This is a genomic window from Actinomadura viridis (assembly GCF_015751755.1).
GTDB lineage: Bacteria > Actinomycetota > Actinomycetes > Streptosporangiales > Streptosporangiaceae > Spirillospora > Spirillospora viridis.
In genome coordinates this window covers 4,086,656-4,111,268 of sequence record NZ_JADOUA010000001.1, presented here as the reverse complement: position 1 = coordinate 4,111,268, position 24,613 = coordinate 4,086,656, and the positions used below count along the sequence as shown (strand labels likewise).

General features: G+C 69.3%; 22 protein-coding genes. 9 read left to right on the top strand and 13 right to left on the bottom strand.

The window, feature by feature from the left end; genetic code table 11:
- Positions 1–36: 36 nt before the first annotated feature.
- Positions 37–1,407 (top strand): IS256 family transposase, encoded by a 1,371-nt coding sequence (locus tag IW256_RS18625; protein ID WP_197011582.1) that lies wholly within the window; start codon positions 37–39, stop codon positions 1,405–1,407.
- Positions 1,408–2,553: 1,146 nt separating this feature from the next.
- Here the strand turns inward: IW256_RS18625 and IW256_RS18620 are convergent.
- Positions 2,554–3,774: a coiled-coil domain-containing protein gene (locus tag IW256_RS18620; protein WP_197012206.1), complete on the bottom strand. Its 1,221-nt coding sequence runs from the start codon at positions 3,772–3,774 to the stop codon at positions 2,554–2,556.
- Between the two features lie 370 nt (positions 3,775–4,144).
- On the opposite strand from IW256_RS18620, the gene IW256_RS18615 reads away from it, so the two are divergent.
- Positions 4,145–7,186 carry a Tn3 family transposase gene (locus tag IW256_RS18615; RefSeq protein WP_197012205.1) on the top strand — a complete coding sequence of 1,014 codons (3,042 nt, stop codon included), beginning with the start codon at positions 4,145–4,147 and terminating at the stop codon, positions 7,184–7,186.
- 385 nt (positions 7,187–7,571) lie between these two features.
- Here IW256_RS18615 and IW256_RS18610 read toward each other — a convergent pair whose 3' ends face one another.
- The 4 genes from IW256_RS18610 to IW256_RS18595 form a co-directional block, all read right to left on the bottom strand.
- On the bottom strand, positions 7,572–8,738 hold the full coding sequence (locus tag IW256_RS18610) for a CU044_5270 family protein (RefSeq protein ID WP_197012204.1): 1,167 nt from the start codon (positions 8,736–8,738) through the stop codon (positions 7,572–7,574).
- Entirely contained in the window at positions 8,731–9,330 is a 600-nt protein-coding gene (locus IW256_RS18605) for an RNA polymerase sigma factor (protein WP_307828942.1), read from the bottom strand. The genes IW256_RS18610 and IW256_RS18605 overlap by 8 nt, the downstream gene beginning before the upstream one ends.
- A gap of 402 nt (positions 9,331–9,732) precedes the next feature.
- The gene (locus IW256_RS18600; protein WP_197012203.1) at positions 9,733–10,380 is read right to left on the bottom strand and encodes a site-specific integrase; all 648 of its coding nucleotides are present in this window, start codon (positions 10,378–10,380) and stop codon (positions 9,733–9,735) included.
- Complete coding sequence (locus IW256_RS18595) at positions 10,329–10,706, bottom strand: hypothetical protein (protein WP_197012202.1); 378 nt, start codon at positions 10,704–10,706, stop codon at positions 10,329–10,331. The genes IW256_RS18600 and IW256_RS18595 overlap by 52 nt, the downstream gene beginning before the upstream one ends.
- 479 nt (positions 10,707–11,185) lie before the next feature.
- Between IW256_RS18595 and IW256_RS18590 the strand changes: the two genes are divergently transcribed.
- Positions 11,186–12,328, top strand: coding sequence for a tyrosine-type recombinase/integrase (locus IW256_RS18590; RefSeq protein WP_307828941.1), 1,143 nt, complete (start codon positions 11,186–11,188; stop codon positions 12,326–12,328).
- Positions 12,329–12,438: 110 nt separating this feature from the next.
- On the opposite strand, the gene IW256_RS18585 is transcribed toward IW256_RS18590, so the two are convergent.
- A complete protein-coding gene (locus IW256_RS18585) occupies positions 12,439–13,773 on the bottom strand; it encodes an erythromycin esterase family protein (RefSeq protein ID WP_197012200.1) in 1,335 nt (444 codons plus the stop codon).
- 62 nt (positions 13,774–13,835) lie between these two features.
- Here IW256_RS18585 and IW256_RS18580 point away from each other — a divergent pair, with 62 nt between their 5' ends.
- The gene (locus IW256_RS18580; RefSeq protein WP_307828940.1) at positions 13,836–14,366 is read left to right on the top strand and encodes a helix-turn-helix domain-containing protein; all 531 of its coding nucleotides are present in this window, start codon (positions 13,836–13,838) and stop codon (positions 14,364–14,366) included.
- Between the two features lie 11 nt (positions 14,367–14,377).
- Here IW256_RS18580 and IW256_RS18575 read toward each other — a convergent pair whose 3' ends face one another.
- Both IW256_RS18575 and IW256_RS18570 read right to left on the bottom strand, forming a co-directional pair.
- Positions 14,378–14,575, bottom strand: a complete 198-nt coding sequence (locus IW256_RS18575) for a helix-turn-helix domain-containing protein (RefSeq protein ID WP_197012199.1) — start codon at positions 14,573–14,575, stop codon at positions 14,378–14,380.
- An 11-nt stretch (positions 14,576–14,586) separates the two neighbouring features.
- On the bottom strand, positions 14,587–15,762 hold the full coding sequence (locus IW256_RS18570) for an erythromycin esterase family protein (RefSeq protein WP_197012198.1): 1,176 nt from the start codon (positions 15,760–15,762) through the stop codon (positions 14,587–14,589).
- Positions 15,763–15,852: 90 nt separating this feature from the next.
- Between IW256_RS18570 and IW256_RS18565 the strand changes: the two genes are divergently transcribed.
- The gene (locus IW256_RS18565; RefSeq protein ID WP_197012197.1) at positions 15,853–16,536 is read left to right on the top strand and encodes a TioE family transcriptional regulator; all 684 of its coding nucleotides are present in this window, start codon (positions 15,853–15,855) and stop codon (positions 16,534–16,536) included.
- A 288-nt stretch (positions 16,537–16,824) separates the two neighbouring features.
- Here IW256_RS18565 and IW256_RS18560 read toward each other — a convergent pair whose 3' ends face one another.
- The 4 genes from IW256_RS18560 to IW256_RS18545 form a co-directional block, all read right to left on the bottom strand.
- Positions 16,825–17,727: an aminoglycoside phosphotransferase family protein gene (locus IW256_RS18560; protein ID WP_197012196.1), complete on the bottom strand. Its 903-nt coding sequence runs from the start codon at positions 17,725–17,727 to the stop codon at positions 16,825–16,827.
- On the bottom strand, positions 17,684–18,136 hold the full coding sequence (locus tag IW256_RS18555; RefSeq protein WP_197012195.1) for a hypothetical protein: 453 nt from the start codon (positions 18,134–18,136) through the stop codon (positions 17,684–17,686). The genes IW256_RS18560 and IW256_RS18555 overlap by 44 nt, the downstream gene beginning before the upstream one ends.
- A gap of 144 nt (positions 18,137–18,280) precedes the next feature.
- Complete coding sequence (locus IW256_RS18550; protein WP_307828939.1) at positions 18,281–18,820, bottom strand: DUF1062 domain-containing protein; 540 nt, start codon at positions 18,818–18,820, stop codon at positions 18,281–18,283.
- A 317-nt stretch (positions 18,821–19,137) separates the two neighbouring features.
- Entirely contained in the window at positions 19,138–19,872 is a 735-nt protein-coding gene (locus tag IW256_RS18545) for a VOC family protein (RefSeq protein WP_197012193.1), read from the bottom strand.
- Positions 19,873–20,053: 181 nt separating this feature from the next.
- Here IW256_RS18545 and IW256_RS18540 point away from each other — a divergent pair, with 181 nt between their 5' ends.
- The 4 genes from IW256_RS18540 to IW256_RS18525 all read left to right on the top strand — a co-directional run bounded on the left by IW256_RS18540 (position 20,054) and on the right by IW256_RS18525 (position 24,320).
- Positions 20,054–20,221 carry a hypothetical protein gene (locus tag IW256_RS18540; protein ID WP_197012192.1) on the top strand — a complete coding sequence of 56 codons (168 nt, stop codon included), beginning with the start codon at positions 20,054–20,056 and terminating at the stop codon, positions 20,219–20,221.
- Between the two features lie 506 nt (positions 20,222–20,727).
- Complete coding sequence (locus tag IW256_RS18535; RefSeq protein WP_197012191.1) at positions 20,728–20,967, top strand: hypothetical protein; 240 nt, start codon at positions 20,728–20,730, stop codon at positions 20,965–20,967.
- A gap of 918 nt (positions 20,968–21,885) precedes the next feature.
- The gene (locus IW256_RS18530; RefSeq protein WP_197012190.1) at positions 21,886–23,304 is read left to right on the top strand and encodes an MFS transporter; all 1,419 of its coding nucleotides are present in this window, start codon (positions 21,886–21,888) and stop codon (positions 23,302–23,304) included.
- Between the two features lie 11 nt (positions 23,305–23,315).
- Positions 23,316–24,320, top strand: a complete 1,005-nt coding sequence (locus tag IW256_RS18525) for an isopenicillin N synthase family dioxygenase (protein WP_197012189.1) — start codon at positions 23,316–23,318, stop codon at positions 24,318–24,320.
- Between the two features lie 105 nt (positions 24,321–24,425).
- Here IW256_RS18525 and IW256_RS18520 read toward each other — a convergent pair whose 3' ends face one another.
- Positions 24,426–24,572 carry a hypothetical protein gene (locus tag IW256_RS18520; RefSeq protein WP_197012188.1) on the bottom strand — a complete coding sequence of 49 codons (147 nt, stop codon included), beginning with the start codon at positions 24,570–24,572 and terminating at the stop codon, positions 24,426–24,428.
- Between the last annotated feature and the right edge of the window lie 41 nt (positions 24,573–24,613).

Genomic DNA, 24,613 nt, shown 5'->3' with positions numbered 1-24,613 from the left:
GTAGATCATCCATCGAATTCGGGGGGATTCGAAGCCGTGACCGTGATCAAGGGGAATGAGAGCGTCGACGGGGACGCGTCGATTCGTGAGCTGCTGAGTGATGATGTGCTGGATGTCCTGCTGGAGCGGTCGAAGGACGAGGCCGGGCAGTTGCGGCTGACCGGTGAGGGGTCGATGCTCGGGCAGCTGGTCAAGGCGGTGCTGGAACGCGCGCTGGAAGGCGAGCTGACCGCTCACCTGGGCTATGGCAGGCACGATGCGTCCGGGAACAACTCCGGCAACTCCCGCAACGGCCGGGGGAAGGGCAAGACGGTGCAGACCGGGGTCGGGCCGGTGCGCATCAGCGTGCCGCGGGACCGGGCCGGATCGTTCGAGCCGGTGCTGGTGCCCAAACGGGCCGGGAGGGTCGCCGGCGGCCTGGACGACATGATCATCAGCCTGTACGCCCACGGCATGAGCGTGCGCGACATCCTGCACCACCTCAAGCAGGTCTATGGCACCGACCTCTCGCACGAGCAGGTCTCCCGGATCACCGACCAGGTGATGGACGAGGTCAAAGCCTGGCAGACGCGTCCGCTGGACCCCACCTATGCCGTGGTGTTCCTGGACGCCATCGTGGTCAAGGTGCGCGACAACAACGTCGTGACCAACAAACCCGCCTACATCGCGGTCGGCGTCGACACCGACGGGGAGAAGCACGTGCTGGGCATCTGGCTCGCGCGGACGCCGGCCGAGTCGGCCACCGCCGCCGAGAGTGCGCGGTTCTGGGCCTCGGTGATGGCCGATCTGCGCAACCGCGGGGTCCGCGACATCCTGATCGCCTGCTGCGACGGCCTGAAAGGCTTCGAGGACGCCATCAACGCCGCGTTCCCGGCCACGGTCGTGCAGACGTGCGTGGTTCATTTGATCAGAAATGCGCTGCGGCCGGTCGCCCGCAGGGACGCCGGCGCGGTGGCCAAGGAGCTGAAGAAGGTCTACACCGCGGTGGACGCAGACGCCGCACTGGAGGCCCTCGCCGAGTTCGCCGGCACCGACCTCGGCCGCAAGTATCCGCAGGCGGTGAAGGTATTCGAGGACGCCTGGGACCGGTTCACGCCCTACTTCGCCTTCACCGCACCGGTCCGCAAGCTGCTCTACACCACCAACGGGATCGAGTCGCTGAACTACCAGTTGCGCAAGGTCACCAAGGCCAGAGGGCACTTCCCGACCGACGACGCCGTGGTCAAGCTGCTGTGGCTGGCCATCGTCAACATCGAGGACAAAAGAGCCCGCGAACGCGCCGCCAAACGCGACAACGGCGACAAGCACGCCTTCCAGCCCGCCCGCCTCGTCGAAGGGCAACGCGTCGCCGGATGGCGCGAAGCACTCAACGAACTCGCCATCGCCTATCCAGGACGCATCAGGTAAAGCGGACTACACCTACCACCTGCAAGACCTTTCCACACCTGAAGTTACAAGCTCCCCGACACCGGCTTGGAGATGCCGTGTCCGGCAGGGCGGACGGTACTGGTGCCGGTCAGCGGCACGAGCGGTGACGGCGCCGATAGGCGGCGTGTCCAAGCAGCCAGGCAACGGGAGGCTGATCGGATACCCCGAGGCTCACCGGCTGAACGCGCTGATCGGATGCTCGGCCAACCGGGCGAATACATTGCACTTCGCCGTAGCTGTAGAGGCTCGATGCCTCGATGCTTGATTCCAAGTCGTCCGGGGGTGGTCAGTGACCGTATGCGGTACGGGCCTGGACGGTGGGCTGGCCGTCCTGTCGTTGCGCCAGATCGCCGTCGCCAGGTGCCTGCTGAGTCAGTTCCCGTGACCGCGTGCCGTGGCTGTTCGCAAGTCCGATAGGACACCCGCGCTAACCGTCCGCCACAGCCTTTGCGACATCACACAACGGGTGCCACCGGAGTACGGCGGAAACGGGCCGCAGACTGAGGTAGTTGCTGGTCAGCGTCGGTCGCGGCGGCGTCGGGCGGCGGGTCGGCGTCGGCGGCGACCTTTGCTGAGGTCTGTACGCCGAGGTGGACGTAGGCGCCGAGGTTGGCCGGGGGGGGCGTGGCGGAATTTGGCCTGGAGTTCGGGGGCGGTACGGCCTGAGGCTGCCAGGTGCTGCAGTGCGGAGTGGCGCAGTTGATGCAGCGTCCAGCCGCAGGCGTGCGGGTCGAGTGCGCGGGTGGCGGTTTCGAACAGGTAGTCGGCGCGTGGGGCGGACAGGCGCCCGCGGCCGGTGGCCGGGCAGGTGTTGTGGGCACGGGGCCGGAGGTGGGGGCACGACCGCACGCGAACCTCGGGTAAGCCGTCCGATCGACCGACGCGACCCGAACCCCCGGCAACCGTCACCAACGGGCGAACACCGCGAGCCTCACGACCGGCGATCAGACCCGCGGCCCGTTTCTGCCGTATTCCGGTGGCACCCTCAAGGCCCATGCCTGGTTGGCGGGTCTGGTCATGGAGCGGGCGATGCGTTGTGGGCCATGTGAGGTGTTCAGGAGGAACTCGGTCGTGCGTCCAGGCCGGCCATTACTCGGTCGGAGGGAACGCGTCGGTGAGTACCCCCTATGCCGGGGGTTGAGGACCAGGAGGCCCGTCGGCTCCTTGGGGAGGTGAGTCTCCAGGGAGTTTCGGGTCGCCGGTTGGTTGGCGAGCCAGGCGTTCTTCGGCACGAGTGAGGCGTTCGCGCAGGTTATCGCGTTCTGTGCGGGCGGCGGCCAGTTGCTGCTCGGCGTGGGAGGCCTGCTCCGCCGTGATGGTGATCCGGGTCCGGGCGGTGGCCAGTTCGGTCTGAACCGCGAGGAGCTGCTCAGTGAGGTCGGCGGTGCGTTTCGTGGCCTGGGCGGTCCGGTCGTCGGCGGACCTGGCGGCCTGGTCGGCCGCCTCGGCTCTCGCGGTGGCGGCGGCGAGCCGGGCCGTCAGGTCGGCGGTCGCCTGCTGGTGGTCGAGGTCGCGCTGGTGGGCAGCGGTGAGGGCGGTGTGCAGCTCCTGGCGGGCTCGGCCGACTTCCTGACCGAGCCGGGCGAGCTCCTCCTGGTGGGCCGTGCGTGCGCGGGCCAGTTCAGCGTCGGTGTCGGCCTGGTGGCGCAGCGCGAGGCGTTCGCGTGCCTCGGCGCTCTCCCGCGCCGCTTCCGCGGCGGCCACCTGGGCCTGCGCGGCCCCGAGCCGCTGTGCGGCCTCGCTGACCTGCTGCGTGGCCTGTTGCACGGCCTCCTGTGTGCGCCGGTCGGCCTCGGCGATGCGCTGGTCGGCCTCCGCGTGGGCGGCGCGGGCGCTGTCCTCGGCCTGCTGCGCGCGGCGGCGGGCATCGGCGGCCTGGCGCGCGGCGGTGTCGGCGGCCTGCTCGGCCGCGGCGTAGTTGTCGCGCAGTTCGGTGGCCTCGGCTTCCAGCTCGCTGTTGCGGGCTAGCACCTCTTCCTCCAGTGCAGTGACCTGACTGGTGACCGCGGTGAGCAGCGCGGCGAGTTCGCGCAGCGTGGGTGCCTGTTTGGCCAGTTCGTCGGCGATCTGGCGGCGGACGCCGGTGACCGCGGCGCCCTGCCGGGCGCGTTGGGCGTTGTGGTACCTGGCTCGGCAGGCGCGCGGCGGAGGGCAGAACTGCAGAGGTCTTCCGCGGGGCTTGGGCGGCGGGAGTGGGCTGTCGCACTGCCGGCAGTTCGTCTGCGGGCTTGGTCTCTGTTCCCCGGGCACCTCGACGCCGTCACCCTCGCCCGGGCCGGTAGCGGTGGCCTCGGCCACAGGCGCAACAGCGAAGGGACTGCCCGGACTGCCGCCGGTCTCGTCCACCCGTTGCCCTTCGGGCTCTCCAGGCGCTTGGTGCCGAGGGACCACGCCCTCCCCTCCGGAGAGGCCGGTCTTGGGGCTGTCCTCACGGGGATCCATGATCGACATCTTAGCATCTGCATTTCATCTGAGCTGTTTTATCTTTTCAGTGTCTACGAAACACAGTCACGTTCAGTGAACCAGTAGCACATAATCCCGATTATGTGCGGCCGTCGTTCGAGGGGCGCGATCGTGCCGTGGAAGGGGGTTGAGGAACAACGGAACGGAAACCGGCGCTAAGCGCCATGGGTGACTTGTGGCGTTTTGACCTGGGGTTACTTGGTGCCTGAATCTTCAGCGGTCGTGTTGATCGATTGTCTGGAGGTTGTTGGTCATGCCGGTGGAGTTCCTGACTGACGAGCAGGCCGCCCGGTACGGGGCGTTCGCTGGGGCACCGTCGCGGGTGGAGTTGGAGCGGTTCTTCTTCCTGGACGATGCGGACCGGGCGCTGATCGAGTCCAAGCGTCGCCAGCACAATCGGCTGGGGTTCGCGGTCATGCTGACCTGCGTGCGGTTCGTGGGGGTGTTCCCGGAGGACCCGGTTGCGGTGCCGACCCAGGTTGTGGATTACCTGGCCGAGCAGTTGGCGATCGAGGACGCGTCGGTGTTGAAGGCCTACGGGGAGCGGGAGAACACCCGGCTGGGGCACATGCGCGAGTTGCGCCAGGTGCAGGGGTACCGCGACTTCGCCGAGGTCGAGGGCGAGTTGCGCGAGTGGGTGGATGCGCGGGCTTGGACGACGGGGGACGGCCCCAAGGCGTTGTTCGACGCGGCTGCGTCGTGGCTGCGGGAGCGGCGGGTGCTGCTGCCGGGGGTGTCGACGTTGGCGCGGCTGGTGGCGTCGGTGCGGGAGGCGGCCAACCAGCGGTTGTGGGACACCTTGTGCGGGGTGTTGAGCGTCGGGCAGCGGGCGGTGCTGGACTCGCTGCTTCAGGTGGCGCCAGGCGCGCGTGTGTCGGAGCTGGACCGGTTGCGGCGCGGGCCGGTGCGGGTCTCGGGTCCGGCAATGACGCGGGCGCTGGAACGCGCCGCTGAGATCGCCGCGCTGGGGGTGGGTGAGCTGGATGTGTCGGGGGTGCCGCCGCGCCGGCTGGCCGAGCTGTCGCGGTACGGGGTCGACGGCAAGGCCTCGTTGCTGCGGCGGCATAGCGACACGCGGCGGCTGGCGACGCTGCTGGCCACGGCGGTGCATCTGACCACGCGGGCGGTGGATGACGCCCTGGACCTGTTGGACGTGCTGATCGCGACCAAGCTGCTGGCGCGGGCCGAGCGGGAGACGACCCGGGAGAAGGTCAAGACGTTGCCGCGCGTGGAGCGCGCCTCGGCCAAGCTGGCGGCCGCGGTGCAGGTGCTGATCGAGACGACCAGCGAGCAGATCGACACCAGCACCGGGGAGGTGTTCCCGCCAGCGGCCTCCTTGGTGGAGGCGGTGTGGGAGCGGATCGAGGCGGTGGTGCCGCGCCGGGAGCTGGCGGCGGCGATCGCCGCGATCGGGGAGCTGACCCCGCCGCTGGACTCGGACGCCGACCAGGCGTGGCGGGCGCAGCTGGTCACCCGGTTCGCCACGGTGCGGCCGTTCCTGGAGCTGCTGACCAGCGTGGTCGACTTCGGCGCCACACCCGAAGGGCTGCCAGTGCTCAAGGCGCTGCGGTCGCTGCCGGGACTGCTGGGCCGCAAGAAGGTCGCCCCGGCCGAGATCGACACCGAACTGCTGGTGGGGTCGTGGCGGCGGCTGGTGCTGTCGGCCCCGCACGCCGAGCCGGGGACGGTGGACTGGAAGGCCTACACCTTCTGCGTGCTGGAGCAGTTCCACCGGATGCTGCGCCGCCGCGAGATCTTCGCCCGCAACTCCTCCAAGTGGGGTGACCCGCGCGCCAAGCTGCTCAGCGATGCCGCCTGGGAGAAGGCCCGACCGATGGTGCTGGCCAGCCTGAACCTGCCCGCCACCGCCGGTGAGCACTTGGCGGCCCGGGCCGAGCTGCTGCACGCCACCTACACCGAGGTCGCCGAGCGGCTGCCGGCCAACTCCCAGGTCCACTTCGGCGAGGACGGGCGGCTGCACCTGGCGGCGCTGGAACCCGAGCCCGAACCGGCGTCGCTGGTGGAGTTGCGCCAGGCGGTCAACGACCTGCTGCCGCGCGTGGACCTGCCCGAGGTGCTGCTGGAGGTGTTGGCCTGGACCGGCGCCGATACCGCGTTCACCTCCCTCACCGGCGGGGAGGCCCGGCTGGCCGACCTGGACACCACGATCGCGGCGCTGCTGGTGGCGCACGGCTGCAACGTCGGCTACACCCCGGTGATCGGGTCGGCCGAGCCGTTGACGCGCGACCGGCTCTCGCACGTGGACCAGACCTACCTGCGGCACGCCACCTACCAGGCCGCCAACGCCGCGCTGATCACCGCGCAGCAGTCCATCGACCTGGCCAGCGCCTGGGGCGGCGGGCTGGTCGCCTCCGTCGACGGGATGCGGTTCGTGGTCCCGGTACCGTCGGTGTACGCCCGGCCCAACACCAAGTACTTCGGGCGCCGCGGCGGCGCGACCTGGCTCAACATGATCAACGATCAGGCCGCCGGGCTGGGCGGCAAGGTGGTGGCCGGGACGCCGCGCGACTCGCTGTATGTGCTGGACGTGCTGTACGACCGCGACGGCGGCCGCCGCCCGGAGATGATCGTGACGGATACTTCCAGCTACTCCGACATCGTGTTCGGCCTGCTCACCTTGGCCGGGTACGCCTACGCGCCGCAGCTCGCCGACCTGCCCGACCAGAAGATGTGGCGCATCGATCCACGCGCCGACTACGGACCGTTCACCGACGCCGCCCGCGGCCGCGTCGATCTGGGACGCATCGAGCGGCACTGGGAGGACACCCTGCGGATCATCGGGTCGATCCACACCGGCGCGGTCCGCGCCTACGACGTGATCCGGATGCTGTCACGCGACGGCCGCGCCACCCCGCTGGGCGACGCGATCGCCCACTACGGGCGCATCGCCAAGACCCTGCACATCCTGCGGATGGCCGACGAACCCGGCTACCGCCGCCAGATCAAAGCCCAGGCCAACCTGCAAGAAGGCCGCCACGCCCTGGCCCGCAAGATCTTCCACGGCAAGAACGGCCAGCTCTACCAGAACTACCAGGAGGGCATGGAGGACCAGATCGGCGCGCTCGGCCTGGTGCTGAACGCGATCGTGCTGTTCAACACCCGCTACATGGACGCCGCCCTGACCCAGCTGCGCACGGACGGATTCGACGTGCGGGAGGAGGACGTGGCACGGCTGTCGCCGTTCGTGCGGCACCACATCAACATGATGGGCCGCTACTCCTTCCAGCTCCCCGAACTGCCCGGCGGCCTCCGCCCGCTCAACCCCGCTCCTTGATGCCGCTGGACCGGCGTGCCAGCGCCACCAGCAACACCCAAAACCGCCTGAACCCAGCAGCTCAGCGCACGTGTTCCACGCCGGGTGCCGCGGGCTCTGCGCTCGGCGCGCAGCAGGCCGGCCACGTACCGGATGAGTTCACGGGAGACGCCGAGCATGGCAGGGTAGGTGACCACGTGGAGCCTTTCGGGCAGAGACGGGATCTTGTCGCAAAAACCTCTCTACCGGGGGCTCCACGCCCGTTTCGGGGTGTTCCGATGTGTCCGCGTGCCTGCCCTCCCGTGGCCGTTCATGCCTCGGAAATTCCTGCTGTCCCAATCAACCTTGCAGAGAAACCATCAGCATGTTCGAAAAATCTCAGGCAGGTAGATGCCCGGCGTTTATTTCAATGGCATTCGGGTGGTGCCGAAGGGGCCGCACAGTTGGTCATCGGCAGTGTGGGCTCTGTGGTGGTCCAGTTGGCGTTCTGCCGGGCGGAGTAGGTCTCGCGCCATCCGGCTTTCAGCCAGCTTCCGCCCGGCCTGATGACGATCTCCTGGTCCGCAAGAAGCAGACCCGTGCCGGGATCGATGATGAGCTGGCGTTCCAGGATAGAGCCATCTGATCGCGCTTCAGGCATGGCGACACCAACGCCCGGGCGGCCGAGTGGATCCTTCAAACGCCCGAGTGATCGCACACCTGGAAGTCCCGCGAGCATGCGGTACGCCGCCGCACGCACCTTCGGGGTGACCGGGACATCTAGAAGCAGTTGTGCACCGACCTGAAATGCCAAAGTATCCGATTGCTTCGGCGTGTTGGGATCGAACATGTCCTTGCTGCTGTTTGACTTTTGGACGATCTGTTCCTTGAGCCGAAGCGGATCAGCGGGGAGTTCCTGAACGTCTCGGACGGTCGCCCACCAGTTGCCCAGATGCAGCGCCCTCCCGCTGGGGTCTCCGGGGACCGCCGATGCCCACTGACCGTTTGTCACCAGGTCGTTGCCCTCGATGGGCACCGCTGTGACACCTTGGTCGTTTAGATGCCACCGGCGGGGAGACCCGGCACGTTTCCACGCTTTCTCATCGGCATTGCTGCGCGGAAGCGCGGTGGCGTCCCGTGTGATGAACCAGGATCGTCCACGGGGATCCCTCGCGATCCATTGTTCGCGCAGTTGCTCCCGCTCTATCACATACGGGTCTTTCTTGGTCCCGACCCGGATCAGCGTGCCGGTCCGGATCTGGGTGTGCCAGTAGTGGCCGGTCGTCGTGGTCGCCTGTTCGGTCCTGTCCGCGGCGACGAGCAGGACATCGCGTGCGGCAAGGCTGTGGATACCGGCGCCGGTCGGCTGTTGTGTCGACCTGGGCACGGCCACGATGGCGGTCACGGCGATGGCCGCCGCGGCGACGACCACGCCCAGGGCCAACGGCAGACGGCGTACGCGGGATCGCTGGTGGGCGCGGACGGCCTCGTGTCTGGTCGGTGCGGCCAACACGCGCTGGCGCACCCTGTCGCGCACCTCGGCCGGGGGCGGCGGTGGATCGAGCAGTTGGTGAACCATCCGCATCTCATCCATCGACATCCTCCAGGTCGGTGAGTGGATTGTTTTCGCCTAGCGTCTTGCGTAGTTTCCTGCGTGCGCGGTTGAGCCGGGATCGGACGGTGCCCGGCGGGATGCCCAATGCTTTGGCCACCTCGTCGCCACGTAGTTCGCCCAGCGCGACGAGCAGCAGCACGTCCCGGTCGCCCTGTGAAAGTCCGCCGATCGCGGCGGCGAGCCTGCCGCGCAGCCCTTGGGCGGCCACCCAGTCAACGACCTGGTTTTCGTGGCTGACCACGGCCGGTGCGGCACCATCGCTGCCGAGCCTTCGGTACCACCTAGCCTCGGCACGCCGATGCTGGGCAACCTGTGTCGTCGCGATACCGAATAGCCAGGGCCGCAGGTCCCCGCGCGCCGGGTCGAACGCATCGCGTTTACGGAAGGCGATGAGGAAGGTGTCAGCTGTGACGTCCTCGGCAGCGGTTGTGCCCAGGCGTCCTGCGATGTAGCGATAGATATCGCAGAAGTACCGGTCGTACAGCTCCGCGAACATGTCGGATTCCGGCGTGGGCTCGTTACTCGCCCTCGGGGTCTGCGCCGCTGAATCCATGCGGGGCTGCGCGGTCACGTCGTGACCTTCTTTGTCATGCGGCACCTTTCGGCGAAGCGGCCGATCACTACCCGTACTCCGTCAACCGGTCCCCTTGCGTTCATGTCGAGACTTGGGTCGGCTGGCTGCCGTTTCCCCGGCAAACGATTGGCCCGAGGGGCCCCAGACGGTGGCGAGGTGACCACGATGCGGGCCGCCGGCCACGGCTCGCACTACGTGCCCATCCCCACCGAGGACTGGACCAAGGCACTGTGCGGCTTCGGGTGGGCGCCCGAAGAGGGAAAGCCGACCACTGGGAACCAAGCTGTCCCGAGTGCCGTCGCGAGCGCGGGCCCATCCGGTCGAGTTCCTGCGTTCCTCGGCGGAGCAGCAGGACACCGCAAGCGGGCGGTGACCGCACCGCCCGCGCTCACCGCCACCTCACCGGCGGGGGCCGGGGCCCAACAAGCTGGTGACCTCGGCGATCGCCTCCGGCGAAGGGTGGAAGTAGCGGCGCACGTTCTCGGGCTTTTTGAGCCGGGACTTGGCCATCAGCATCAGCAGGCTCGCGCCACCTTCGCCAAGATGGGTCAGCGCCGAGTGCCGCAGCTCGTGCGGATCCCATCCGGTGCCCGGCCCACCAAGCGCGGTGTGGGCGTCCAGCAGTGCGCGGGCCTGCCCGTAAGACAGGCGGGCGCATCCGGTGTCGGGGCAGACGTCGCGTGGCGCGAGGACCTTGCCCGGTCCGGGGCGGCGGTGGGTGATGAACACCGGCCCCCGGGTGCGGCCCTTGAGCAGACGCGGCAGCAGCCGTGCGGTCCCGGCGTCCCAGTAGACCGTCTCCAGCACCAGGTCCTCGCGGGCCTGGCCGCGCCGGCGGGTCTTGGCGCGGGCGCCCTTGGCCTTCACCGGGCAGCGGCGGCCCGCCAGGTTCAGGTCCTCGATGTTGACGTCCAGGATCTCCTCGATGCGCGCCGCCGTCTCGTACAGCATCCGGTACAGCGTCTTCTCGCGCAGTTCGACCTCGCGGCGGGCGATCAGCCGGTCGATCTCCATCCGGGACCGGACCGGGGTGTCGGAGTCAGGCACCGGCAGCCGCTTGGTCCAGACCGGCACCGCCGGGGCCCGGTGCCCTCGGTCGCGGCACCAGACCAGCCACGAGCCGACCGAGGCCCGGCGGCATTCCAGGTGTTGACCGCCGCGCTGCCCCACAGCAACTCCAGCGCCTCGCCGATCTCCTCATCAGCCACCGCCGCCAGCGGCCGGTCCTCGCCGAGCCGCAGCGCGGTCTTGCCGATCCCGATCCCGTAGTTGCGCACGGTGTTCGGGTTGCCCAGCGAGGCCAGGAACGCGTCCGCCGCCGCGCGCACGGTGAACGCTGTCTGACCGGTCGGCAGCACCACCAGATCGGCCACGCCCACTCCTTGCCGCAGATAACAGGTCCGCTTCACGCTCTGTTCGGCGGCTGTTGCTGCAGGCGGCGATCAGCGATGCCACAGATAATAGGCCATTATCTACGCCAAGACTTCGAAATTCTTTCCAGCCGCGGCCCCGCCCCCGACCGACCAGGCACGACGCGGCTTAGCGCCGGTTTCCGTTCCGTTGTTCCTCAACCCCCTGGAACCTGTCGCCGAGCCGCAACGGGCCTCGTCGCACCGGGCCCTCTGATCGACGCGATCGGCAGGCGCATCGGCACCTGAGCCAACGGCGCACGCAGCCGGCCCGCTCTCGACAGAGCCGGGATCGATCGCACGGAGAACCTTCCGTGCCGTCCACAGAGACCGATCGGCCATGAGGCCGGCCCGATCCTCGTCATGGCGACCCAGCGCTGCGGTCTCATCACCGACGCAAGCGGCATCGGGCCAGGCGCTCGGCGCCGCGCTACCGTCTTGCCGTGACGCCCCAACCGCCGCCCTCTGACGGCTCCGGCCGGCAGCAAGGCGAATCCGAGCCGCCCACGCCCAGCGTTGTTCTCTCCACGCAGGTCACAGGGCCCCTCGCACCCCCAGGCCATGCAGCGCTTGAGGACAGTTCCCAGCGCGAGCGTCAAGAGTTGCGGGACGCCCTCCTGGTGCTCCTGGAAGCGTGGCGGCTCTCCCTACGCAGCGAACACACTCGCACCGCGTACGCATCCGACATGACCGATTGGCTCGCCTTCTGCGCACAAGCCCGCGTGGACCCGCTGCGGCAAGCGCGCCGCGCACACGTGGACGCCTGGGTGCAGCAACTGCGCACCCGCCCGGTACGGGGCGGGCGACCTCCCTCGCAGGCCACCCTCGCCCGCCGCCTCTCAACCGTCAGTTCGTTCTATCGCTACACCGTCACCGAAGGCCCGCGGCTCCTCGGGGCGGCTCACTACACACGCCTCGGCCTGCTCGACCACAATCCCGCCGCCACCCCCGCACGCCCCCGGGTGTCCGACCAGCCGAAAGGGCGAGGGCTGGACCGCCACGAGTTCGCCGCGCTCCTGGAGGCAGCCGCCGCAGCCGGTCACCGCGACGCGGCGGTGACGTGCCTGCTCGGCCGCAACGGACTGCGCGTCTCGTCGGTCTGCACGGCCGACGTGGACAGCCTCGGCCGCCAGGGACGCCACCGCATCCTGACCTACTGGCTCAAACGCGACCGGACCCAGCAAACCGCCCTCTCGTTCACCACCTGGACGGCCATCGAGGGCCACCTGTACGACCGCGACACGGGCGCCCATCCCGAACAGCACCAGCCAGGGCAGCCACGCCCCTTGATCCTCAGCAACGATGGCGCCCGCCTGGACCGGTTCCAGGTCGACCGGATCGTCAAACGCCTCGCCCGCGCCGCCGGTCTCGAACAACCCAGAACCGTCACCCCGCACTCACTGCGACGCGCCTTCATCACCCACGCACGCCGCGCCGGCGCCGAACCCGAACATGTCCAGGACGCGGCGGATCACCAGGATCCCCGAACCACCCGCCGCTACCAGCAAGCCGACGACCGCTTCGACCACTCCCCCACGTACCTGCTCGAGCAGTACCTCTCGCCCTACGGCCAACCACGGGGCTGAGGAAGAACCCAGGACCAGCAGTCATGGCCCAGAACTCCTGAAGCCACAGCGAGCCGCAAAGTCGCTTGTGTCTCCGGTCGCTGAACCGCGCGCTGGCGCAGGGCCGTGCCTCACATCGTGCTGGCGCACTGGGTGAAGGGGCGCTGGACGTCGTCGGGTGCGTGGGCCAGAGCGGCGGGGTCGGGTGTGGCGGGGGTCAGTTGCGGGAGGTGGATGAGGAGGTCGAAGGCTTGGAGGGGATCGATGTCGGCGTAGAAGGAGCCGTTTCCGGCGCGATGGGAGGTGGCGGCGCGCACGGCGGCGGTGTCGGTGTCGTCCAGGCGGCGCAGATCGGTGGCGAAGGGGCCGGCGTGGCTGGCGTGCAGCAGGGCGTCCAGGCTGCCGGGACGGGGCGGGTCCATCGGGGCGAACAGCGTGCCGGTGACGAAGTCGGCCCCGACGTTGAGCATCTGTCCCTGGCCACTGGTCATGCCGATGGCGAGGTAGTCGGAGCCGAGGCTGTCGGCCAGGTGCATGCCCATCGGGGTGGCGCCCGGAACGCCGGGGAAGGCGGTCGGCCAGCGCTGGATGTGGCCGTTGTGGGCGGCCAGGACGACCCGTTCCTCGCGGTCCAGGATCCACTGGAGAGTGTCGGCGAGAGCGGCGTCCCGGTCGTAGAGGACGGCCTGCTGGTCGCCGCGCACCATCGCGCGGATGGTGGTGTCGAGCGCGGCGGTCAGGTGCAGGGCTCGCAGCGCCTGCCGATAAGCCTCGTCGCCGGTACGGCGCCGGTATTCCAGGCGACGTCCGGCCATGCGGGCGGCCAGGTCGGCCAGGCCCGCGGTGAGGGTGTCCTTGGCTTCGGCGGTCAGGCCCAGGTAGACGGTCAGAGCGGGCTGGGCGGAGAACGCCGAGGTGGCCGCGAAGGCCGCCGCGGTCTGCCGCAGTGCCGGATCGACGGTGAAGTCGGGGTCGGCGTCGGCGAGATAGGCGGTGACGGCGTCCAGGCCGGGCAGCAGTGAGGCGTTGGAGCCGGGCAGGTCGATCCCGTGGAAGGAGACCGGCCGTGCGGCGGTGGCGTTGAGGCGGCGCATCCCTGCCAGGTGGTCGCGCATCTCGGTCCACAGCCCCATCAAGGACGTCAGGCCCTGCGCCGCCACCTGCCCGGCGTCGGTGTCGGTGCCCGTGCCGCGCACCCACGCATCGACCAGCCGTGCCTCCACGAAGCCGGTCTCCATCGCGTAGGCGCCGAAGCCGTGCCGTTCGGCCAGGTGGCGCAGGAGGCGGTCGCGCAGCCGGAAGGTCTCCCGGTTGTAGTGAGCGGTCTCACCGATCGCCACCACGCGGGCGTCGCCGATCGCCTCGTCCAGCCAGTCCAGATCGTCGGTGGGTGCGGCCGGGTCGAGCGTACGCAAGGGATGCACCGCGTGCGCGCTCAGCCGTGCCGTGACCGTGTCCGTCGTCATGTGCCCGCCTTCCATTTCTGTACCAATTTTGGGAACGGTATCAGATATGGGATCATTGCCGCGTGGACCAGACCGAGCTGCTGCTGCATCCGGTGCGGTTGCGCATCGTGCACGCCCTGTCCGGCGGACGCGCCCGTACCACCGCCGAACTGGGCGCGCACCTGGCCGAGATCCCCCGGACCACCGTCTACCGCCACGTCGCCCTCCTGGCCGACGCCGGCGTCCTGGAGGTGGCCGGCGAGCAGCGGGTGCGCGGCGGCGTGGAACGCACCTATCGGCTGCGCGCGGAGCAGACTTCCGTGGACGGCGCCGCGATGACGGTGCAGGACCATCGCCGCGGGTTCACCGCCGCCATGGCCGCCCTGCTGGCCGAGTTCAACGCCTACCTCGACACCGGCGCCGCCGACCCGTTCGCCGACGGAGTCGGATACCGGCAGGGCGTGGTGTGGCTCAGCCAGGAGGAACTGGCGGAGATGATCCGGGAACTGCTGGCCGTCCTGGCCACCCGAACCGGCAACCAGCCCGGCCCTGGCCGCAACCCCCACCTCATGAGCCTTATCCACTTCCCGGCCGAGCCGTCGCCAGAGGCGTAGCTGGTTGATCGTCAGTGTGGCTCGGTCGACGGGCCATGAATGATGCGATGAATGGTGGAGCGGCCGACGCTGTACTCGCCTGCCAGGTCCGCCAGCGACACCTCGCCCTCGGCGTAGCGGCGGCGGATGGACCACCGTGCCGGCTCGGGCAGTTCGGGCTGCTTGCCCTTGAGCTGCCGTTTCGCATGCGTGTCAGGCGAGGCTGACACGCATGCTCCCGTCAACCCAGCCGGCCCAGCCTGACGGCCTCCTTGAGGAAGACGACGCCGTCTATCGTGTCGAGCTGGGCCGGGTCCAGCGGGAAATAGGCGAAATCGTGCGAGACGCGCGGGGCGGGCTTCGGGATGGCCTCGGCCAGGCGGCGGGCGTCGATGAGAGCGTGGTCCCACGGAAGCGTGGACAGGATGCCCTCGACGGTGTCCGGGGGCGGGGTGTCGTCGCCGGCCGTGCCGAGGGCTGAGGCCAGGAAGGCGTACCGGTCGCCCAGGTACGTCGCGGTGATCGCTCCCGCGCTCCACCACTCCAGCTGCTGGTCGCCGAACGGCATGAAGGTCTTGTTCCGCTGCAGGTGGAGATTGGAGGCGAAGACCAGGGCCGGGCCGTGCTCGGCGACGGCACGCAGGTTGGCGGCCATCATCGCGTCCCGCAGGGCCGACAGCCGGGTCCACCGTGCCGGGGACGCGTCGGCCATCCAGTAGTGGTAGCGGAGCAGGCCGGTGGCGGTGCGTCCGTACAGTGCCGCCGCCTCCCTGTCCTCCACGCTCAGCCCGGGCGCCTGCGTGTCGAGCAGCGCCACCAGGTCGTCGGCGATCAGTCGCAGCCGCTGGGCGTCGGCGGACCGGCCGATCGACTGGGACGGATCCATGGCCGTGGCCTCGTTCGACCACCGGTCGTCCGGGCCCAGCAGCGAGTCGAGCGTTTCCCTGGTCACCACGGTGCAGGGCAGTGGGCCGTCGAGGAGGGCGTGGAGGGCGGTGAGCGCCTGGCGCGGGCTCTCGGCCCAATACTCCAGCGGGCCGTCGAACCCGAAGAACCGGAGCTTCTCGTCATGCTCCTCGTTGTACGCGCGCATCCAGCGCACGAGCTCGCGGTTGGCCGGTGACGCGCCGAAGCCGTGGCTGAAGCCGCGTTCCATGACGTCGTCGAGCGTGCCCGTGCCCGTCGTGACGTAGTCGTCCACCAGGAGGCTCCTGAGGCAGTCGCTCTCGATGGCGAACGACCGGTAGCCCTCCTGCTCGACCAGATGCCGGAAGATCTCGTTGCGCAGTTCGCCCAGTTCCTCCACGAAGTGCCTGGCCTCGCCCAGGCCGAGCAGCAGGGGCTTGGCGGGAAGCGACCGCAGGAACGCCGAGAGGTCCGCGCCGTCGAGCGGCCGGGCCGTGTCCTTGATGTCCATGCCTTCAACGGTATCGTTGAACCTTCGATGTAAACTTTGCCGCGAAAATGCCCGTTCAATAGTGGTGGACCTTCAATCGGTGATGCATCCATGAGGCCAGTGGACCTGGCGCGCGAGCACGGCCTGTCCACCCAGGCGATCAGGAACTACGAGGACGCCGGCATCCTGCCCACCGCCGAACGCACCGTCCACGGCTACCGCACCTACACGCCACTGCACGCGCAAGCCCTGCGCGCGTTCCTCGCCCTCGTGCCCGGGCACGGTCACCAGACGGCAACGTCGATCATGCAGGTGGTCAACCGGGGTGCCACCGAGGAGGCCCTGCGGCTCATCGACGAGAGCCACGGCCAGCTCCTCGACGACCGCCGCACCCTCCAGGCCGTCGAAGCCGCGCTTCGCGATCTGGCCCCTGTGCCGCCCGAACGCGGCGACACCTTCATCGGCCCCCTGGCCAGGCGGCTCGGCATCCGCCCCGCCACCCTGCGCAAATGGGAGAACGCCGGGCTGGTCCGGCCGCGCCGCGATCCGCAGACGGGCTACCGGATCTACAGCGCGGCCGACGTACGGGACGTCCGGCTGGTCCACCAGCTCAGGCGGGGCGGCTACCTGCTGGAGCAGATCGCCCCGCTGATCGCCCAGGTCCACTCCGCCGGAGGCATCGCCCCGCTGGAGTCGACCCTGCGCGACTGGCAGGCCCGCCTGTCCGCACGGGGCCGCGCCATGCTCAAGGGCGCCGCCGACCTGGACACCTACCTTCGCGCCCGCGAACCCTGAGCCGAGTCACGTTCACCAGAGGAAGCCGGGGAGGCCGGGTTGAGCACGCGTCCCGGAACCCCCCGTTTCCGGGACGGGTACAGGCGCCCAGGTCGAGGCGTCCCGTTACCCGTCCCGGAGAGCTGGTCGGGAGCCCCTCCGAAGAAGCCCTGCAGCAGATCGAAGCCCTGCTCAGCGAGCGGTCTTGCTCATCCTGGCCAAGGTAGAAGTCCAGCCCGCCAAGGATGGCGGCTGGATCATCTGCATGATGGACGACTGAGGCCACCAGGTAACAGCGTCACTGCGTGCCTACAGCAGGACGCCTCTCAGAACGCGATCGAGCGCTGCCCGGCCTGCGGGTCCCCAGGTCGGCTTGCCGCCAGGAATGCCTCGGTCTCCGTTCTGGCCTATCAGCATGAGGATCAGGCTCTTCAGAGCAGCGAGGCCGCGGGCGCGCCGGATCGTCGCCTCGTCCGCATGCCCGTATACCTCGAAGAAGCGTGCGGCGCCGCCCGCGGGAAGGACCACCCATGCGGCCGCGAGGTCCCACGCCGGATCACCGGCGAACATGTCACCGAAGTCGACCACGCCCGAGAGCGTCCCGTCCGAGACGATGACATTCGCGGGATGAAGGTCACCGTGCACCCAAACCGGCGGCCCCTCCCACTCGGGCGCCGCAACGGCGTCATCCCAGACGGCCCGGACATCGTCGGCGATCCCGTCGGGTACGACGGCGTGAAAGAAGTGGTCGAAGCCGTCCGTGCACTTGCCGGGGTGAGCGCCGCGGTCCGAACTGATCGGCGCCTCGGCGGGCGCCTCCACGTGCAGCGCCCTGAGGAAACCCGCCAGAGTGTCGGCCGCGTGGTCGCCGCGGCTGATCGAGGCGTGGTCCAGTGGCTCGCCGGGAACCCACGTCATGACGGTCCAGGGCTTCGGGAAACGCGCGGACGGCTCACCGATCCGTACAGGATTCGGGACCGGGAGCGGCAGGCGCGGGGCCAGGACGGGCAACCACCGGCGCTCCTTGCGCTGCAGGTCGGGGGCACGCTCCGTACGCGGCATGCGCACGGCCAGCTCGTCCCCAAGGCGCCACTGCTGATTGTCCCACCCGCCCGCCACCTCGCGCAGGGCCAGCCCCGCAAGGTCCGGATGCTGCTCCTGCAGCAACTCATGGACCAGGTCTGCGGTGATCTCGATCTCGGAGTCGGCCATACGACGCGACAGTACTAGGCAGGCGCCGACTCTGGCTCCACTCATGATCCCCGAGGGACTGGTTGCCTGAGCCGTTAGTCGACGGCGGTATCTCGACGACGAAGAACAGGAAGTTGGGATTGGTCGAAAGGTCCTGGAAGCCGTCCGGGAACAGCTCACGGGCGGCCGGGTCGGGCTGCGGCTCGCTGATGGCGGCGAGGCGGAAGCCGGCGGCGGTGAACGCATCGGTCATCGGGTGCAACGGCCTGCGCCACAACCTCGTCGGGACCGATCGCCGGTTGAAGGCCCAGTCGAAGGTGTAGCTGGTAGTCGCGTAGTAGTCGAGCCGGGGATCCCGGTGCGCGCAGGCCGTGAAAGGGTGGCTCGCCGACGCGATCAGCCGGTCGCCCCGCCGGAGTACCCGCCGCAACTTGGCCAGCGTCGGCCCCCAGCTCCTTCCCCAGCTCCTTCCCGGTACGGCAGCTGACAGCAGACGTCATCTGATCGTTCTCGTATTGGCATGGTTTCGGGTGAAGCCGGGCGGGCCGGGTGGCCCGCCGCGGCTACATCCCCGTTAGTCCCTGGCCATCACGGTGAAGGTGAATCCGGCGCTCGTCGGACGGCGCAGCGGAATGTCGCACTTGATCCGGCGCAGCACCTCGTTCCTGCTGAGGCCGAGCCCTTGCGCGATAAGTCGTTCGGGACGCACCGGCACCGGATCCTCGAAGAGGACCTCCACCTGCACCGGCCACGCCTCGTCGACCCATTCCGACGGGGTGTCCAGCCGCCAGGCCCCCGTCCAGTCCAGGGTGAAGCGGTTGCGCCGGGCGAGCAGCGGATCGAGCAGCCTGGACGCCACCAGATCCGGATCGTTGACGCGGTAGCCGTGGAGTTCGGCGGGATCGAAGGATCTGACCGGCGCTCGCTCGTGCACGGTGAGCTTGCTCGTCCGGTCGCAGGATACGCAGCGGACCAGCAGCCACACGTCGAGCAGTTTGCCGTTGGCGTTGACGCGGAACCTGCCCTCACCGGTGGTGGCCGACTCCGACCGGCAGGCCACGCACCGCGACGACAGCAGAGGCAGCCTGGTCCGACGAACGACCCAGGGCAGCACGATATGAGGTTGTGAAGACATGAGCTCTCTAGACCTGACACGAGGCCGATTACGCGCGACCTCGAACGCTGTATGACCAGGCGCACAAGGGCAGCCCGGCAGAACCGACGGGAGCGTCGGCTACAGGTGTGCGGAAGAAGGTGTCAGGTCTGAAGAGCAGGCGGGGTCACGCGGCCTTGTCCTCTGTTCTCGCTGCGACGGGTCGCAGGCAAATTACGGGAACGTGGAAGGAAGGCTCAAGCGGTTTTTTGTGACCCAGGCTTCGTCAGTGCTACCGATCGTTCAGTGTCCACGGTGAGGGGCGGCAAGTCTTCACGTCAGCCCGGGGTGAGGACGCAGAACTCGTTGCCCTCCGGGTCGGCGAGGCACCTCCACGGCACATCGCCCTGGCCGACGTCGGCGTCGGTGGCACCGAGCGCCCCTAGCCGGGCGACCTCCGCCGCCTGATCGACACCGGGATACGGCATCAGGTCGAGATGGACGCGGGTCCACACGGTTTTCACGGGCGTGCGAAGGAACTCCAGATACGGCCCGACGCCCTTGGACGAACGCAGCACCGCATGCTCATCGGCCACCTCGTGCAGGGTCCAGTCCATCGCCTCGCCCCAGAACCGGGCCATGGCCCGCGCATCCGAACAGTCGACCACCACCGCGGCGATCGGCCCGGTGTCCCGGTAGATCTCCCGAGGCTCCAACACGCAGAACACGTTGCCCTCCGGGTCGGCCATCACCGTCCACGGGACGTCGCCCTGGCCCACGTCCGCGGGCGTCGCACCGAGATCCTTCAGGCGCGCGACCAGCTCCGCCTGATGGGCCGCCGAGGCGGTGGCGAGATCGAGGTGCACGCGGTACTTCACCGTTTCGGGGTCCGGGACGGTGACGACATCGACGCAGACGGCGGCGGGATCCGGCCAGGTGAAGCCCACGGGTTCGACGTTGGTCACACCGGGTCCCTCGCTGGAAACACCCCAGCCGAGGGCCTCCGCCCAGAACCGGCCGAGGGCTGCGTCATCCCGAGCCTTGAAATTCACCTGAACGAGTCGCAGCGCCATGCCGCCCGACCCTACGCCCAGGTGGACAAGCGTGATGAATCCGGGGTTGAGGAACCTGCGGGCAGCCGTTGGCGCTGAGAATGATCTTGGTGTGCTGAGGCCGCCGCGAGCCGCACAGTAGGCCGGGTCCCGTTAGCGGTACCCGCTCAACCGCGGCGGCCGCCCGCTGGCCCCGGCCAGCGTGGCGCGGCGGCTGTCGACCCTGGCCTCGCTGTACCGCTACGCGGTGCGCCGCCGCGTCATCCCGGCCTCCCCTGCCGAGTACGTCGACCGGCCCGAGGTCTCCGGCGAGGGCACCACCCCGGCCCGGCCCCTGGCCGAGGCCACCGCGCTGAGCCCCAGAAAGTAGGACTCACCTACCCGCCAAACCCCGGCGAAGATCCAACTGTTACCGCACCGGCCGCCGACCGGCCCCGCCAGCCAGCACAAACACCCAGCTCAGACGCATCGGAACGATGTTCCGCGATAAGCCGACACGGCCAACCCCACCAACGCGGATTTTCGTTCCGATGCTGGTCGCCCCCCCCGCCCCCGGCCAGCCCACCGGCCGGGGGCGGTCGCATGTGGCGTCAGACGGTTGAGCGAATCACCGCCGGTAGACTCGCCGGAGTCCCATAGGGACTCCGGCGTATCGGCGGGAGTCGGCTCCCTGGCCATGATGATCGTCGCCTCAGCCGAGTCCGCGTTTTTGAAACCGGCTGTGGTGGCCACCACAGAGCAGCAGTTCAGCGAGCCGGACGTCGACGGCCCTCGGGCGTGCGGCCTCTGCGGGCCGGTCCCGAGGGCCGTCGACGTCCTGGCCGTGATTGCCGAATCTGGCGCCGGGGCCCGCCGCAGGGCGTCATCGTGGGCAGGGTGGACGAGCGCGTGATGGTGGAGCTGGTGGGCGGACCGTGGGACGGGCACCGCCAGGAGCTGATGACCCGGGCCGACCGGGACCGGCCCCGCAGCGACCTGGGGACGTGGATGCTCCTGGCCGACCACCCCTGGCCCGACGACGTACCGGAGGGGTGCGTGCCCCGCGCGGTGTACGAGCCCGACCCCGCCCCGGCCCCGGCCGACCGGTGGCTCTACCGCGGCCTGACCTACACCTGAGCCGTTGCCGAAATGCGGCCGCTAGACGCTAGAGCCCAGATCAGGGCACGGATCGGCCTCTAGAGGTGCCGCTAGACCTAGCGGCACCGGCCGCTAGGCCGCCAGGGGCCTCTAGGACGTCCACCGGACGTCCCCACCGCCCGCTCGTATGCGCCCCGCCCCCGTCGGGAGGGGCAGCCAAGATAAGCCGGAAAGGGGCAACGGGCAGGTCGGCTGGGTGGTCGGTGTAGGCGTATGGGCGTCCGTCTAACAAGGTGCTGGACGGGATCGGGGCCGGGAGCACACCAAGCGGTCGCTGATCCTGGATCTGGATCTGGCGCTGGCCCTGTCGGAGGGTCGCCGTCGCGACATCGTCCGCAAGACCATGGACGGCCTGGAGGTGGCGCGCAGAAGCGGACGGGTTGGTGGCCGACGGCCCGTGGTCGATGACGACAAGCGTGCCGCGATCCTGGCCCGCCGCGAGCGTGGGGAGTCCATCCGCACCATCGCTGCCGGGGTCAAAGGGTCTCGGTCGGCCTCGTGCACAATAGCTCGCCGGCGGGTCATGGGAACGGTGACGGTGTGCACGGCGGATGTGCCGTCAAGGACCGACGCACTCGGCGACGATCGCCAGGATCTGTAGAAACAGCCGCCCGAATGGGTTTTTCCAGTCGTAGACCGACCCGCCCAGGCTCGGATAGGGCCTTGGCACCGGGGCCGTTCACGGAACCTTCTTACCGAACCTCGTCTGTTTGAGGGTTCGATCGCATGTTGAGGGCGGTCGGCTTGTTCGCGCTGGTCATCGGGCTGTGACTGAGGAAAAGTCTCCGGGGTCACTTCAACGGAACACTGGAAGTCATGGCTTCTGGAGACAACGAATCCGCCTTGGCGGAGCATGCCGTCCAACCGGCCGGACGGCGGTGGTGGACGCTCGCGGTGGTGAGCGTCGCACAGCTTCTGGTGGTGCTGGACGGCACGATCGTGAACATCGCGCTGCCATCGGCACAGCACGCACTCGGCATGTCGGACGGGAACCGGCAATGGGCGGTCACCGCCTACGCATTGGCCTTCGGCGGGCTGCTGCTGATCGGCGGCAGCATCAGCAGCGTGCTCGGGCACCGGCGCGCGTTCCTGGTCGGGCTCGTGGGCTTTGCCGCCGCGTCCGCGCTGGGTGGTGCGGCGGTGGACCCGGTGATGCTGTTCGGTGCGCGGGCGCTGCAGGGGGTGTCCGCCGCGCTACTCGCGCCAGCAGGGCTCTCGCTGCTCACCACGACCTTTACCGACGTCGGCGATCGCGGCCGGGCGTTCGGGGTGTTCGCCGCGGTCGGCGCGGCGGGCTCGGCGGTCGGGCTGATCGCCGGTGGTCTGCTGACCGAGTACGCCAGTTGGCGATGGTGCCTGTACGTCAACGTGCCCGTCGTGCTGCTCGCCGTCGGCGGAGTGGCGGCGGTGCCGCCCGACCGGCCGGTCGGTGACCGCGGACGGCTGGACGTCGCCGGCGCGCTGCTCAGCCTCGCCGGATTCGCGACGGTGGTCTACGCGTTCACCCGGGCCGAACCGCTCGGCTGGAGGTCGCCCGAGGTGCTGGCGTTGCTGGCCTGCGGGCTGCTGCTGCTGGCGGTGTTCGTCGCCGTCGAGCGCCGCGCCTCTCATCCGCTGCTGCCGATGCGGGTGCTGCTGAATCGCCTCCGCGCCGGGGCGTTCCTGGCCATCACGCTGATGTTCGTCGCGATGTTCGGGTTCTACCTGTTCATGAGCTACTACACCCAGACGGTGCTTGGCTACTCGCCCGTCCAGGCCGGGCTCACGCTGATCATCAACGCGCTCGCGGTACTGGCCGGGTCCATGCTCATCGCCGGAAGGCTGCACGGCCGCGTCCCGCCCGTGGCCCTGATCGTGCCGGGCCTGGTCGCCGCCGCGGCCGGGATGCTGCTCCTGACGCGTCTGACGGCCGACACCGCCGACGTTCTCGCCTTCTACCTGGTCCCCGCGCTGGTGCTCACCGGGCTCGGGCTCGGCTGCGTCATGCCCCCGACCGCCAGCCTCGCCACTGCGGGCACGCAGGGGCACGACATCGGAGCCGCCTCCGCCGCCTACAACGCCTCACAGCAGCTGGGCGCTGCCCTGGGCACCGCCCTGCTCAACACCCTGGCGGCCAGTGCCGGCGCGGCCTTCCTCTCCACCCATCCGAGCGCACTGCCGAACACGGCCGTCGTGCACGGCTACACCGTCGCCCTGACGGTCGCATTCGCCATCCTGGTGGTGGCCGCGTGCCTCACCGCCCCACTGCTCATCGCGCGAGGCAGGCGGGAGGACCTGCCGTCGCGCCCTGTGCCCACCTCTTCGAAACAACTCTGATGGAGGCATCCATGGATCAGGAATCGGTCACCAGGGTCGACGGGTACGTGCCGGTCGTCGACCTCTCCGCCAGACACAGCGCGCCGGGCCGCGTCGCACTGGCCGAGGCGATCGACAGGGCGTGCCGGACCTCAGGCTTCTTTGTCATCGTTGGTCACGGCGTTCCACGCGAGCTCATCGACCGCATGCACACGGTCACCACCGCATTCTTCACGCTGCCCGACGCGGAGAAGGACCTGGCCGCCCACCGGCCCGGGTTCTCCGGATTCCGCCGGTCCGGCGGCACCACCGCCCAGAGCCTGGACCGCCGGACGCCACCCGACCTGTGCGAATCGTTCGGCACGCACGTCACGGGAGAACTCAGCGACCGGGAACGCGAGGACCTCGGCGACTACTGGGCGACGTGGAAACTGGCCAACCTGTGGCCGCGTGAACCGGCCGACTTCAAGGACACCTGGCAGGAGTACACGACCGTGCTCCACGCGCTGGCCGCCGATCTGCTGCGGCTGTGCGCCCGCGCGCTCGGGCTCGACGAAGAGCACTTCGACGACAGCTTCGACCGGCACGTCTCCTCACTCGTCGCCAACTACTACTACCCGCAAGTGGACGCGCCGCTGCCGGGCCAGCTCCGCAGGGGCGCCCACACCGACTTCGGCGGGCTGACCATCCTGTACCAGCAGGACGACTCCGGAGGGCTCCAGGTTTTGCAGGGCCAGGACGCCTGGCGGGACGTCCACGCCGTCCCCGGGAGCTTCGTGATCAATATCGGTGACCTGATGGCGCTGTGGACCGGCGGACGGTGGGTCTCGACCATGCACCGGGTGGTCAACCCCGACCGAACGGACGCCTCCTCGCGGCTTTCCATCCCCTTCTTCTTCCAGCCCAACCACGACGCCATTGTGGAGCCGCTGCCGCTCGCCTCCGTGCCTGACGGGCAACGACACGAAACCGTCATCGCCGGAGAGTGGATGGCCATGAAAACACAAAAGTTGTTCGCCCCTGTCCCGTCTCAATGAACGTGACGCACGGCCGGGTGGTTGGTGTAGGCGTATGGGCGTTCGCCTAACGCTCGTCTGATGAACGCACACCGGGCGTCCGCCGGTGATGCCGCCGTGTCCGGTTCAGCCGTTCGCGCCGAGCAGCGCGCCGAAGCCGAACGCACCGAACGCACTGCCCTGGCCGCCCAGGTACGGCAGCTCCAGGCCGAGCTGGAGCAGACCCGCCGCGTCGCCGGTGGCCCCGAGCAGGACGGATGACCGTGTGGTCATCGCAGCTACCCGGCAGGGAGGAGGCAAGCCCAGACGGACTG

What these genes read in the sequence shown, in the direction of transcription:
- IW256_RS18615 (WP_197012205.1), top strand. Translation starts at nt 4,145, where the DNA reads ATGCCGGTGGAGTTCCTGACTGACGAGCAGGCCGCCCGGTACGGGGCG.
- IW256_RS18610 (WP_197012204.1), bottom strand. Translation starts at nt 8,738, where the DNA reads ATGGATGAGATGCGGATGGTTCACCAACTGCTCGATCCACCGCCGCCC.
- IW256_RS18585 (WP_197012200.1), bottom strand. Translation starts at nt 13,773, where the DNA reads ATGACGACGGACACGGTCACGGCACGGCTGAGCGCGCACGCGGTGCAT.
- IW256_RS18570 (WP_197012198.1), bottom strand. Translation starts at nt 15,762, where the DNA reads ATGGACATCAAGGACACGGCCCGGCCGCTCGACGGCGCGGACCTCTCG.
- IW256_RS18565 (WP_197012197.1), top strand. Translation starts at nt 15,853, where the DNA reads ATGAGGCCAGTGGACCTGGCGCGCGAGCACGGCCTGTCCACCCAGGCG.
- IW256_RS18560 (WP_197012196.1), bottom strand. Translation starts at nt 17,727, where the DNA reads ATGGCCGACTCCGAGATCGAGATCACCGCAGACCTGGTCCATGAGTTG.
- IW256_RS18545 (WP_197012193.1), bottom strand. Translation starts at nt 19,872, where the DNA reads ATGGCGCTGCGACTCGTTCAGGTGAATTTCAAGGCTCGGGATGACGCA.
- IW256_RS18525 (WP_197012189.1), top strand. Translation starts at nt 23,316, where the DNA reads ATGGATCAGGAATCGGTCACCAGGGTCGACGGGTACGTGCCGGTCGTC.
- IW256_RS18520 (WP_197012188.1), bottom strand. Translation starts at nt 24,572, where the DNA reads ATGACCACACGGTCATCCGTCCTGCTCGGGGCCACCGGCGACGCGGCG.